The 12,439-nt window shown below is 63.2% G+C and carries 10 protein-coding genes, 1 tRNA gene and 2 pseudogenes (1 of these 13 cut by a window edge); 7 read left to right on the top strand and 6 right to left on the bottom strand.

Annotated features, from left to right (window positions below):
* Nucleotides 1–28: 28 nt before the first annotated feature.
* A tRNA-Lys gene (locus K728_RS0114870) sits at nt 29–101 on the bottom strand.
* Between the two features lie 483 nt (nt 102–584).
* On the opposite strand from K728_RS0114870, the gene K728_RS0114865 reads away from it, so the two are divergent.
* The 3 genes from K728_RS0114865 (at nt 585) to K728_RS0114855 (ending at nt 3,159) form a co-directional block, all read left to right on the top strand.
* Complete coding sequence (locus tag K728_RS0114865) at nt 585–1,232, top strand: hypothetical protein (RefSeq protein WP_024477173.1); 648 nt, start codon at nt 585–587, stop codon at nt 1,230–1,232.
* A gap of 298 nt (nt 1,233–1,530) precedes the next feature.
* Complete coding sequence (locus K728_RS0114860; RefSeq protein WP_024477172.1) at nt 1,531–2,148, top strand: DUF47 domain-containing protein; 618 nt, start codon at nt 1,531–1,533, stop codon at nt 2,146–2,148.
* Nucleotides 2,149–3,159: an inorganic phosphate transporter gene (locus K728_RS0114855; RefSeq protein ID WP_024477171.1), complete on the top strand. Its 1,011-nt coding sequence runs from the start codon at nt 2,149–2,151 to the stop codon at nt 3,157–3,159.
* Nucleotides 3,160–3,212: 53 nt separating this feature from the next.
* Here the strand turns inward: K728_RS0114855 and pstB are convergent, their stop codons facing one another.
* The 4 genes from pstB to pstS all read right to left on the bottom strand — a co-directional run bounded on the left by pstB (nt 3,213) and on the right by pstS (nt 7,356).
* On the bottom strand, nt 3,213–3,992 hold the full coding sequence (gene pstB / locus K728_RS0114850; protein WP_019483963.1) for a phosphate ABC transporter ATP-binding protein PstB: 780 nt from the start codon (nt 3,990–3,992) through the stop codon (nt 3,213–3,215).
* A gap of 29 nt (nt 3,993–4,021) precedes the next feature.
* Entirely contained in the window at nt 4,022–5,125 is a 1,104-nt protein-coding gene (pstA, locus tag K728_RS0114845; protein WP_019483964.1) for a phosphate ABC transporter permease PstA, read from the bottom strand.
* Nucleotides 5,125–6,072 carry a phosphate ABC transporter permease subunit PstC gene (gene pstC, locus K728_RS0114840; RefSeq protein ID WP_019483965.1) on the bottom strand — a complete coding sequence of 316 codons (948 nt, stop codon included), beginning with the start codon at nt 6,070–6,072 and terminating at the stop codon, nt 5,125–5,127. Before pstC ends, pstA begins: the two co-directional genes overlap by 1 nt.
* A 159-nt stretch (nt 6,073–6,231) precedes the next feature.
* Nucleotides 6,232–7,356, bottom strand: coding sequence for a phosphate ABC transporter substrate-binding protein PstS (gene pstS / locus K728_RS0114835; RefSeq protein WP_024477169.1), 1,125 nt, complete (start codon nt 7,354–7,356; stop codon nt 6,232–6,234).
* 268 nt (nt 7,357–7,624) lie between these two features.
* Here pstS and K728_RS19595 point away from each other — a divergent pair.
* The 3 genes and pseudogenes from K728_RS19595 (at nt 7,625) to disA (ending at nt 11,453) form a co-directional block, all read left to right on the top strand.
* Nucleotides 7,625–8,757: pseudogene (locus K728_RS19595) on the top strand (FUSC family protein).
* A 73-nt stretch (nt 8,758–8,830) separates the two neighbouring features.
* Nucleotides 8,831–10,207 (top strand): DNA repair protein RadA, encoded by a 1,377-nt coding sequence (gene radA / locus K728_RS0114825; RefSeq protein WP_024477168.1) that lies wholly within the window; start codon nt 8,831–8,833, stop codon nt 10,205–10,207.
* A gap of 169 nt (nt 10,208–10,376) precedes the next feature.
* Complete coding sequence (disA, locus tag K728_RS0114820; RefSeq protein WP_019483969.1) at nt 10,377–11,453, top strand: DNA integrity scanning diadenylate cyclase DisA; 1,077 nt, start codon at nt 10,377–10,379, stop codon at nt 11,451–11,453.
* Between the two features lie 3 nt (nt 11,454–11,456).
* Here the strand turns inward: disA and K728_RS0114815 are convergent, their stop codons facing one another.
* Nucleotides 11,457–12,176 carry a hypothetical protein gene (locus K728_RS0114815; RefSeq protein ID WP_024477167.1) on the bottom strand — a complete coding sequence of 240 codons (720 nt, stop codon included), beginning with the start codon at nt 12,174–12,176 and terminating at the stop codon, nt 11,457–11,459.
* Between the two features lie 86 nt (nt 12,177–12,262).
* On the opposite strand from K728_RS0114815, the pseudogene K728_RS19590 reads away from it, so the two are divergent.
* Nucleotides 12,263–12,439, top strand: a pseudogene (locus tag K728_RS19590) (A/G-specific adenine glycosylase); it runs 745 nt beyond the window's last position.

Here is a 12,439-nt window from a genome sequence, read left to right as displayed (position 1 = left end):
GATTCCTTGTTCGGGTATCCCACTGATGTGGGCCCTGAGGGGCTCGAACCCTCGACCCACGGATTAAAAGTCCGATGCTCTACCATCTGAGCTAAAGGCCCGCATCATTCCTGACCACCGAAGTGGTCGAAATGACCTGCCTACATTATCGCATCCTGCCGCCGTGTGCCGAACGCGGCCATTTGCCGGGCCGGTGGGGTCAGCTGACCGCGGGTTCAATTATCCGGAGAGCCTCGACCAGCTGACGGTACAGGTCGTCACGATCGAGCAACTCACTGTGGGTTCCGCTGGCCCTGATCCGCCCGCCTCACCGCGCGCAGAGCATCCCAGGTCTCGTCATCGGTGGCATCAGGGTGTGTGAGGGGCAGGTTGTCCCGAATGGTACCGGGGACGATGGGTGTCTCCTGCTCGACGTAGGCCAGCTGAGATCGGATCTGCGCGTGCTCTTACCACTCATTGGAACAATGATGGCAAGCAAAGTCGAGGCCTTCCCCATCCCAATCGCACCTGCCTGGCGAACTAGCCGGCGGGCTCCGGTCCAGTGACTCTGGCATGGAGGGAAATGGCAGGAGTATCCTCAATTCATGAGCGGCAACTACGAGAACCAGAGTCCACGGCATCACAAGCCCAAGCCCTTCGCGCCACTGGACTTTGAAGTTTTCGCGGGCGGTGCCGATCCCTCACGGGTGTCGGAGGCCGCCCACCTCTCGGCACACGCGTTGGTTCACCATGGCCGGCTCGCTGACGATCCGGATATCACCCAGCGTCTTGTTGAGTTGGCCGACCAGCAGGGCCTTGAGGCAATCGCGGAAATGTGGGCGGAAAGTCCCGCACGATCCCTTCCCGGCGCGCTGTGGCGGCTCTACGCCCTTCGGGCGGCTACCCAGCAAAATCCCGAACGTATCGCCGCCTACTTTGAGTCAGGTAAGGATGTCGCACAGGTCTCCAAGGTAGTGGCCGGCGTTGCCGAGCCGCCGGGTGCAGAGGAGGTCCGGTCCATGGCCGACACTATTCTCTCGGGTGCCTTCGAAGGCGAGTTCGACGTCGCACTCGAACGTTTCGCAGCATTTTGCCGGGTGATCGCCCTGGGCCAGACCCATCATGCCGACGACGCCGAACCAGCCAACGGGGTGCACGCGGCCAAGCTGACCCGCAACTCGCACCAGCTGATCAAAACCGCCGAAGACCTTGAGTATGCTGCTGCCTCCTGGCGCCGGGGCGAACTGGACTAGTCAGCACTGGGGTGCCGGTCAATATTGACATGAGCGCACCGGAGGAGAACACTGAAAGTGGTGTCGGACCGTGGAACCCCCGGGCTTCAACATTTAGCCGCTTCGAGCGGCCTTCCGCCGAGAGGCGCTCCCGGTTCGACACCATTTTTGTGCCTACTGAACGACATCTGAGTGGCAACGGCGACGCGGCCGGGCGCCAGGGCGGTGACAACTAGTCGAAATGAGCCACCCCGGGCCTGTCAGTTATTCTTAGGCAGCAACTGATCAACTCGATGCCCCGGCAGGTTAGGTAGTCCACGTGAAGCTTCGCCTCTTTCCACAGGAGGATGCTGGCCTTGTCTTACTCTCGGACATGGCCCAGCAACTGGTGCTCGGGGTGCGCACCATGTCGGGAATTCTCGGGGCGGACAAGCGTGACTACGACAGCCTGACTGAGGAACTGCACCAGCACGAGGCGAACTCAACCGATCTCCATTACGCGTTGCTCACGTCGATGCGCAGCAGCTTCGTCAACCCGCTGCCGCGTGAGGACCTCTATGCCCTGTCCAGGATGCTGAACGAGGCAATCGAGAAGCTCGACGGCGCTGCCGAGCTCATCTCCCTCTACCAACTCAGTAAGCTAAGCCGCCGGGCCACTGAACAGCTCGAGGTGATCACCCGGCAGGCGGAACTCACCGCTGAGGCGATGAAACGACTGAATTCGATGGATGATCTCGAGGAGTATTGGATCGAGATCCTCCGGCTAGCCAAACGCGCCGAGCGCACCCACCGGATCTGGTGTTCCGAACTCCTCAACGACCACAAGACCCTGGTTTACGCCAGACACCGGGATGTGGCAAACCAGCTGGTCGATGTCACCAAAGACATCCGAAAGGTTGCCACCCACGTGGGCAGCATCCTCGTCAAGGAATCATAGGTGGAACAGTTCCTCCTGGGCATGGTCATCGTGCTCGCTGGAGGTTTCGCGTTTCTCAACGGGTTCCACGACGTCTCCAATTCGGTGGCCACCGCCGTGCGCACCCGGGCGCTGACCCCCAGTATCGCCGTGCTTCTGGTAGCGGTCTTCAACCTCATTGGCGCGCTCCTTGGCACCGGCGTCGCCCTCCTGTTCGCCGGCGACGCCCTGCGGGTTCCGTCCGGACGGGTTGGCCTCGGCATCCTGATCGCAGGCCTTCTCGGTGCGCTGTGCTGGGGGTTGTTCACTTGGTACCGGGGCAAGCCGTCGTCGTCCACCCACGCCCTCATTGGCGGCATGATCGGGTCCGGCGGGGCGTCGGCCCTGATTGGTGGCGAATCGATCGCCGACTCCGAGCAGGTTTTTCTGCTGCAGATTGCCCTCCCCTTGCTGCTCTCGCCGTTGGTGGCGTACCTGCTCGCCTATCTGGCAGTGTTCCCGGCCATCTGGCTGCTCCGTTACAGTCCGCCGCGGAAGGTGAATTCCGGTAGCCGGATGGCGCAATCGGTGCTTGCCGGGGTGTTTGCGCTGGGCCATGGCCTGCAGGACGGTCAACGGACGATGGTGGTGGTGGTCCTCGCCCTGGTGGCAAGCGGTATCGCAACCGGCGCCGAGGTGCCCCTCTGGGTGCAAATCTTTGCGGCAGTGCTGCTGGCAACCGGGTCGCTGTTCGGTGGCTGGCGTATCACCCACACCCTGGCGCACCGGCTGGTCCACGTGGACCCGTTGCGGGGGATGACTGCCCAGGGCGTCAGCTCGGCAATGCTCTTCGTCGGCTCCATCTCGCTGTCGATGCCGCTTTCAAGCACCCACACCATGACCTCGGCCATTCTTGGAGCCGGCGCCAACCAGCGGTTCCCGACCGTGCGCGGCCGTGAAGTGGTGAAGGTGCTGATCGTGTGGTTCTCGACGGCGGTAGTCACCGCACTCATCAGCGCGATCCTTTTCCTGGCGATGAGCCCGCTACTCTAGCCCGTCGGTGGCGTGCCACCCGCTGGACAAGCAGAAGCGGCCCCCCGGTTTGGCTACCCGAAACGGCCTGACACGTAGTCTTCGGTGGACTTCTCTTTGGGCCTGTTGAAGATGTCGGAGGTGTCGCCGAACTCGATCAGTTTCCCCGGTTTGCCGGTCGCTGCGATGTTGAAGAACGCGGTCTTGTCGGACACCCGTGCGGCCTGCTGCATGTTGTGGGTAACAATCGCCACCGTGTAATCGTTCTTCAGCTCGTTGATCAGGTCCTCAATGGCAAGCGTGGAAATCGGGTCCAGGGCTGAACACGGTTCGTCCATGAGGATGACCTCGGGAGAGACCGCGATGGCCCGGGCGATGCACAGGCGCTGCTGCTGGCCACCGGAAAGGCCGGAGCCGGGGCGGGCCAGACGGTCCTTGACTTCGTTCCAAAGGTTGGCGCCCCGCAGGGACTTCTCCACGAGCGCGTCGGCGTCGGATTTGCTGATGCGCTTGCTGTTGAGCTTCACACCAGCGAGCACGTTGTCACGGATGGACATGGTGGGAAACGGGTTGGGCCGCTGGAAGACCATACCGATCTGGCTTCGCACGTGCACGGGATCAACCGCGTCGTCGTACAGGTCGTCGCCGTCGAGCAGGACCTCGCCCTCGACGCGCCCGCCGGGAATTACCTCATGCATCCGGTTCAGGGTGCGAAGAAAGGTCGACTTGCCGCAGCCGGACGGTCCGATGAAGGCGGTGACGGAGCGGGCCTCGATGGTTACGTTGACGTCTTCCACGGCAAGAAACTTGCCGTAGTAGACATTCAAATCCTTGACGTCGATACGCTTTGACATCTAAATCCTTATGGGTTGTACAGCGCAGGTTAGCGGCTGGTTTTAGGGGCGAACATCCGGGCGATGAGGCGGGCAGCGAGGTTCAGGAGCATCACGAGGATGATCAGAATCAGGGCTGCGGCCCAGGCTCGCTGGGTGCTCGGGTCGGTGCTGGTCGGGGAGGTCGGGGTAATAATCTGGTAGTAAATGTAGGTGGGAAGAGTGCTCATCCATCCGCTGAAGACGTCGAGGTTGATGCCACGGGCAAACCCGGCCGTCACCAGGATCGGCGCGGTTTCGCCAATCACCCGAGCGATGGCGAGAGTGACTCCGGAAGCGATGCCCGAGATTGCTGTCGGGATGACCACCTTGGTGATGGTCCGCCACTTCCGCACGCCCAGCGCGAAGGCGGCTTCGCGGAGCTCGTTCGGGACAATCTTCAGCATCTCCTCGGTGGAACGGACCACCACCGGGATCATCAGCACCGACAACGCCGCGGCTGCCACGAATCCGGTCCGGGTGCCTGGCCCGAAGATCAGCCCGAACAATGCTGCGGCGAAGAGGCCAGCGACGATGGAGGGGATTCCGGTCATGACATCGACGAAGAAGGTGATCGCCCGGCTGAGCGGGCCACCCGTAGAGTATTCCACCAGGTAGATGGCCGCCAGCAGACCAACCGGCACCGAAATGATCGTCGCCCACAGGGTAATCTGCAGGGTTCCGAGGATCGCATGGTAGGCCCCGCCCAGGACCGGCGTGCCTTCAGCCACTGTCTGGTTATCGATGGCACCGGTCAGCCCATTCATCGACCGGAACAGGAAGTCGCTGGTCATCCCTGGCATGCCGCGTTCCAGCACGGTCCAGATCACTGACAGCAGCGGCAGTACGGCGATGATGAAAGCGCCGTAGACCAGATAGGTAGCGAACCGGTCCTTTGCTTTACGGCTGCCCTCTACTGCACCCGCGGTCGCGGTACCACCGACCACGAAGAAGATCGCAGCGAAAACGGCCATCGAAACCGGGCTGAAACCGAACAGGGACGAGACTGCTGCGCCGAGGATCAGTGCGCCCACCAGAACGGCCCAGATGGACCATTTGGGAAGCTTGTTCTTGGTGAATTGGGACGGTCGCCGGGTCATGGTTGCATTACTCATTAGTTGGCACCTGAGAATTCCTTGTGGCGGCTGATGATCCACCGGGCGACGACGTTGACGGCGAGGGTGATCACGAAGAGCACGAGGCCCGCCGCGATGAGCTCACTCAGGCGAAGTCCGAACGCCTCGGGGAAGTTGAGGGCGATTTCAGCGGCGATGGTCTGGTTGCCCGTCTGAATCAGGCTGGCGTTCAGTGCACCACCTGAGAGAACCAGGGCCACTGCCATCGTTTCGCCGAGCGCGCGACCCAGGCCGAGCATTGCGGCGCTGATGATCCCCGGCCGGGCAAATGGCAACACCGACATTTTGATCATTTCCCACCGGGTGGCGCCGAGGGCCAGCGATGCCTCTTCGTGGAGTTTGGGGGTCTGGAGGAAGATTTCGCGGCTGAGGGAAGTGATGATGGGCAGCACCATCACGGCCAGCACGATGCTTGCGGTGAGGATGGTTCTCCCGGTGTTACTGGCGGGGCCCTCGAAGATGGGAATCCAGCCGAGGTTGTTTGCCAGCCACTCGTAGGCCAATGCCAGCTGTGGGGCCAGCACCGCATAGCCCCAGGCGCCGTAGACCACCGACGGGATGGCGGCCAGCAGGTCGATCAGATACCCAAACCCCTGGGCAAGCCGCCGGGGTGCGTAGTGCGAGATGAAAAGAGCGACGCCGATACCCACCGGGGTGGCGAGGACCAGGGCGATAGTCGCAGCAATGACCGTACCGATAACGATCGGCCAGATGTAGGAAAAGAATCCGCTGCCACCGGAGATTTCCGCGGGATCGGCGACGAACGTTGGGAAGGCCTGGACCAGCAGGAAAACCGCAACACAGAACAACACTGCCAAAATGAGGCAGCCAGCCAGCAGGCTGGCTGTTGAGAATATCTTGTCCCCCGATTGACCGCTGTCGCCTTGTCTGCGCAGCGTGTTCGGAGACACAGTCTTCGTGGACACTAGTGAACCCTTCGGTGCTGGTACTTGGTTGTTCCTGCTGGGTTGCCGAGAGCGGGCGTTGTCAGCGGTGGAGGTGGTAGCTGCATACCAGCCTAATGGCTGGGCGCAAAGGACAACCCCGCCCGGTCTGTGAGGACCGGACGGGGCAATCGACGCCTCTTAGGAGGCAACTGCAATCGAATCGATTGCGGCCTGGGCCTGCTCGCGCAGCCCGTCCGAGATCGGGGCGTTGCCGGCCGAGTCGGCCGAGTCGGCCTGGCCCTCTTCGCTGATCACGTAGGAGCCGAAGGCCTGGACCAGGTCGACTGTTTCCTGATCGGGGTAGGTGGCGCAGTAGACGTGGTAGGAGATCAGCACGATCGGGTATGCACCGGACTCGGTGGTGTCCCGGGTGAGGTTGAAGGACATATCAACCTCGGGTGCGCCTTCCACCTCGGCTGGCTCGGCAACCTCAACGGCGCGTGAAGCGGCCTCTGGGGTCAGCGCCACGTACTCTTCGCCGACCTGCACCAGGACCTGTCCTAGGTCCCCGACAGCCGAAGCGTCGGTGTAGGTGATGGCGCCTTCCGTGCCTGAGGTGGTCGAAACGACACCGTTAGTGCCCTGTGCGTTCTCGGCGACGATTTCGGCGGGCCAGTCACCCGATACCTCGTCGGTCCACACCTCTGGGGCGGCCGCTGCAAGGTAGTCGACGAAGTTTTCGGTGGTGCCCGACTCGTCGCTACGGTGCACAACAGTGATGGCCAGATCGGGAAGTTCCACTCCCTCGTTCTGGGCGGCGATTGCCTCGTCGTTCCAGTTAGCGATATCGCCACGGAAGACGGCTGCAATCGTGTCGGCGTCCATGTTCAATTCGTCGACACCTGGCAGATTGAATGCCACAGCGATTGGTGCGATGTAGGCGGGGATGTTGAACGCACCCTCGGGCCCGCAGACCTCAACTGCCGTAGCGTGCTCTTCCTCGTCGAGGTAGGCATCCGATCCAGCGAACTGGACTCCGCCAGCGGTGAACGCTTCGCGACCAGCACCGGATCCGTCAGGTGAGTACTGAACGGTTGCGTCAGGGTTGGCTTCTTGGAAGCCGGACTGCCAGGCGGTCATTGCCGCACCCTGGGAGGAAGCGCCAGAGCCCGTCAGCGTGCCAGTTACCGTGCTTTCCGCGGAGCCGTTGTCCCCGGTGGTTGCTGCCGGCTCGTCGGTTGCGCTGTCGGTGCCGCAGGCGGTCAATGCGAGCGCGGCGACAGAGATTACTGCCGCTGCGCGGCCAAAGCGAAGAACCTTCACTTGATGTTGCCCCTTCCAGGGAGTCGAAAATTGGTGCTGTGGGCACCTATGAAAAACGAGAATCTGAACTTTTCAGTATGCGTACCTTGAATAAGCTAGGCGCCACAGGTAAAGAGACTGACGGATCAAAGTGAACGGAGGGTGAACGTGAAACGTACAGTTGCGATCGGCCCGTTCATTAGCCTTGCCAAACCGCTCCGGTTGCTGTGCGGATCTCCTGGCGCGGTTGCGGCCCCCAACCCGGGAAACCGGGGCTAGGCTGGGTTTCATGTCGCGGCCATCAAACTTCTCGCGAGCCCGCTCCTTTGTTCGCAACCGGACGCGGGTAGGTTTCCGGCGGAGTTCCAACTCGGTAATCCCCGCCATCCAGATGACCGTCTGTGCGGTGGGCGCTTATGTCTTCGCGGAACGGGTCCTTGGTCACAGCGGACCGCTATTCGCCGCCACCTCCTCGATGATTGCGCTCGGTTTCACCCGCGACCCGCGNNNCGGCTTCGCCGGGTGTTGGAAGTTGGGGTGGGCTGCACTCTCGGCATTGCGCTGGGAGACGTCCTCCTGGCCCTGTTTGGCACCGGGATCTGGCAGGCAGCGGTGGTGCTGTTCGTGTCGATCCTCCTGGCACGATTCCTGGACAGCGGTACCATCTTCACCACGCAGCTGGGCCTGCAGTCCTTGCTGGTGGTACTACTCCCAGCCCCCGACGGCGGCCCATTCACCCGCAGTGTCGACGCCATCGTCGGCGGTCTGTTCGCCCTGGTGATTGTGATCCTCGCGCCAAAGGACCCACGGAAAGAGCCCAAAACGAACATGCGGGAGTTACTGGGCGAACTCTCTACTGTGCTTCGCGAATCGTCGACCGCGCTGACCCGCAGCGACCCGACCCTGGCCTGGCACGCCCTGATCAGGGCACGCAGCTGCCAGCCCCTGATGGAGGGTCTCTCCGGCAGCATGGGGGCGGCCAGGGAAGTGGCACGCCTCTCCCCCGCCTACCGGCGCCATCGGCAGGAACTTGCCGAGCTCGGAGGATCAATCGATTCGATAGACCTTGCCGTCCGTAACGCCCGGGTATTCACCCGACGGCTGACCTCGGTCATCAACCACGCTGCGCTCACCGACGAGGCAGTGCAGGAACTCTCCCAGGTCATTGAGGACACCGCCGATGCCGTCGATATGCTTGGCCGGGCCCTCTCGGCGGCCAGCGCCCCCGAACGGGGGCTGACGCTCCGCCAGGCACGGGAAGACCTTGCGGCAGTGGCCACCATGCTCCACCCCCGTCTCCTGCGGATCCAACGGTTGGAGGGAGAAGGGCTGGTGCTGCTGTACCGCCCTCTGATAGTTGACCTTCTGGAGGCAACGGGTCTCCCCCACGATGAGGCTGCCGGGTACCTGCCGAAATTGTGAGCCTGGTCAAAGCTGGCTCCCGCAGTAGTGTCTTTGCCGCTGCACGTCCCTACCCGCCGGTACGTTAGAGGGCATGGCTACAAAGACAGCACGCCCGGCACGCACCTCCGCACCCGCCTACCGGTGTGGAGAATGCGGTTGGACTACCGCGAAATGGGTGGGCCGCTGCGGTGAATGTCAGGCCTGGGGGACGGTCGAGGAGACCGGCCAGGTGGTGGCGAGAACGACGGCGGCTGTCACCGTCGCCACTCCAGCCCTGCGGATCTCGGAGATCGACGCCAGTGCCGCGTCCTACCAGCCGACGCAGATTGGTGAGCTGGACCGGGTTCTCGGTGGCGGCCTGGTACCGGGCGCGGTGATCCTCCTCGCGGGGGAACCCGGCGTGGGCAAGTCCACCCTGGTACTCGACGTCGCGGCCCGGGTGGCGCGACTCGGCAAGGATGTGCTGTATATCACCGGGGAGGAATCGTCAGCCCAGGTGAAGCTACGGGCAGAGCGGATCGGCGCCCTCGCCGACACCCTCTACCTCACCGCCGAATCCGATCTGGGGCAGGCCCTCGGGCAGGTGGAACGGTTGTCGCCGTCGCTGCTGATCGTGGACTCGGTTCAAACCCTGAGTAGCGCCGCCGTCGACGGGACCGCCGGCGGGGTCACGCAGGTGCGGGAGGTTGCCGCCTCGCTGATCGCCGCCGCGAAGACCCGAGGCATGACCACCATCCTGGTGGGGCATGTCACCAAGGACGGGTCCATCGCCGGCCCCCGCCTGCTGGAGCACCTGGTGGATGTGGTGTGCCAGTTTGAAGGGGATCGTCACTCACGGCTTCGCCTGATGCGGGCCATCAAGAACCGGTATGGGCCCACGGACGAGGTGGGCTGCTTCGACCTGACCGAGACTGGCGTGGAGGGCCTCGCCGATCCGAGCGGCCTGTTCGTGTCGCGTACCAAAGACCCCGTGTCCGGCACCTGCATCACCGTAACTCTGGAGGGGCGCAGGCCGCTGCTGGCCGAGGTGCAAGCTCTCCTCGCGGAGTCGTCGAACTCGCAACCCCGGCGGGCAACCAGCGGGCTCGACAGTTCACGGGTGGCCATGCTGCTGGCTGTTCTCCAGCAGCGCGCTTCGTTGAGCCTGCATAAGGACGACAGCTACGTTGCAACAGTCGGCGGGGTGAAGCTCAGTGAGCCGGCCACCGATCTGGCAGTGGCGCTGGCCATCGCCTCGGCGAAAACCAACCAGCCGCTCGCAGCCCGGCTCATCGCCTTCGGCGAGGTGGGCCTTGCCGGTGAGGTCAGGCCCGTTCCTGGCATCGCCCAGCGGGTGCAGGAGGCCGAACGGCTCGGCTTCACCCACGCTGTGGTGCCGGCTTCACCCAATGGGCCAGGCAAGGTTCCAGCGGGGTTCAAGGTGCACGAGGTATCGACCCTGACCGAAGCCCTGGAGCTACTCTTTTAGACTTCCGGCTGGACCGGCGGATAACCGTTATACATTTGCGCCCGTAGCTGGTATCCGGGTTTAGGCGGCGCGCCCACTAGGATTGGAACGGCTGCGTTGGTGCCTGCGCGGCAGGGCCTTGCACATCCGGGAACCGGTTGGCAACGCCGGTAGCCGAAAGGAAGTGGCAATGGTTCGCAGCCCAGAGGACGCGTTGAAGGCCACTTTGGCGCGCGTTGCGCCGGGCACCCAGTTGCGGGATGGTCTCGAACGCATCCTTCGCGGGCGTACCGGAGCCTTGATCGTCCTCGGCTTTGACCGCACCGTGGATTCGATCTGTTCCGGCGGGTTCGATATCGGTATCACCTTCTCCCCCACCCGACTCCGGGAACTTGCCAAAATGGACGGCGCCATCGTTTGCGATAAGGATGCAAGCAATATCCTCCGGGCGGGCGTGCAGCTGGTACCTGACCACACCATCTATACCCAGGAGTCCGGGACACGGCACCGGACAGCAGAGCGGGTAGCCATCCAGACCGGGCTCCCGGTCATCTCAGTCAGCCAGTCGATGCACATCATCGCCCTCTACATCAACGGACTGCGGCATGTGCTGGAAGGCTCCGAGCCGGTCCTGGCAAGAGCCAACCAGGCCCTCGCCACCCTCGAACGCTATCGGGCACGACTGGACCAGGTGACCGGCTCGCTGTCCGCCCTGGAAATCGAGGCGATGGTCACGGTCCGGGATGTTGCGGTGACCCTGCAACGCCAGGAGATGGTCCGACGCATCTCCGAGGAAATTTCGCAGTACGTGCTCGAGCTCGGCGTCGATGGCCGGCTCCTCTCACTGCAGGTGGAAGAACTGACCACCGGGCTGGGCCCGGGCAGCGAAATGGTGCTCCGGGATTACCTGGACCTTGGAGACGCCAACCTGGTGGTCGAAGAGCAACTTGCGAAGCTGCAGGCCTTCAGCTCCACCGACCTCATCGACCTCGGCACCATCGCCAGCGTGGTGGGCTTCAATCCCTCGGTTGACTCTCTGGACGCAGTGGTGCAACCCAAGGGTTTCAGGCTGGTGTCCGGCATCAAGGCTGTGCCGCCTGCAGTGGCGAACCGGCTGGTCGACCACTTCGAGGGCCTGCAAAACCTGATGGCAGCGAACATTGATGACCTGATGGCTGTGGATGGGATCGGTGAGCAACGTGCCCGGACCGTGCGTGAGGGACTGTCAAGGATCGCTGAAACGAGCCTGCTCGACCGTTTCATGTAGCTGCTATTGCAGCTCGAAAGTTGCTTCTTCGCTTGTCCGTTCGCCGAGCGTCACCGTCAGGTTGTAAAAACCGGGGGTAGGGTTCGCCTCGACCGCCTGGCAACCCGGTGCGCTACGGTTTCGTTCCCACGTGAAGTTCGCTTCCTCCGACCCGCCCGGCGGGATGTCCCGGTTGAGGTCCTCGGCGCCTTCCTGGCAGTCGGCAGAGGAGAAGATGCGATCCTCACCGCTGGTGACCAGGAATTCCATCTGTGAGGTTCCCACATTGACCGGGCAGGGGATATCACCAGTGTTGGTTACCGTCAGCGTGAGCACTGGATTCTCTTCGGGGGCGTAGGCGTCCGCATCGGTCGATGCGCTGACTTCCACCAGCTCCGGACCACACTCGGGTTCCGATGGCGAAGGGGACACGGTCGGTGCTGCGGATTCGGTCGGTGCTGCGGGCTCGCTGACTTCTGCCGTTGGTTCGGACGGGGAGGTTGAGGGGGCTGGTTGGGCCGATCCGGTGGGTGCGCTCACGGCGTCGTCGGTGTTCGCACCGTTGCCGATGAGGCCAGCTAGGGCGATTCCGCCCCATACCAGTACGCCGGCCAGGATGAGGCCCAGGACCAGCACCACAATCCTGCGTCGGCGATACACCTTCGGGCTGACCCGGGGCGCGTTGGACGGCCGCGCTGACCTGTCCTGCGGCCCGCCTCGCGACGGCCCCCCGTGTGAATCCATGGGTTAAGGCTAGGGACCCAATCCTCGGATGCGCGTCACACCACGCCGGTCAGTACAGTATTGATGGTCAACTATCAGGAGTGCCAATGATCCCGGTTCCCACCGCCCAGCTGCATCGACGCATCATTGGCTGGTTCGACGTCCAGGCCCGGGACCTCCCGTGGCGTGGTCCCGGGCGAACCCCCTGGGCGGTAATGGTCAGCGAGTTCATGTTGCAGCAGACACCGGTGGTGCGGGTCCTGCCCGTCTACGCCGACTGGCTC

The sequence above is a fragment of the Arthrobacter sp. CAL618 genome (genome assembly GCF_000468215.1).
Classification (GTDB): domain Bacteria; phylum Actinomycetota; class Actinomycetes; order Actinomycetales; family Micrococcaceae; genus Arthrobacter_D.
The sequence above is the reverse complement of the archived record's forward strand: the minus strand, read 5'-3'. Positions and strand labels throughout refer to the sequence as shown.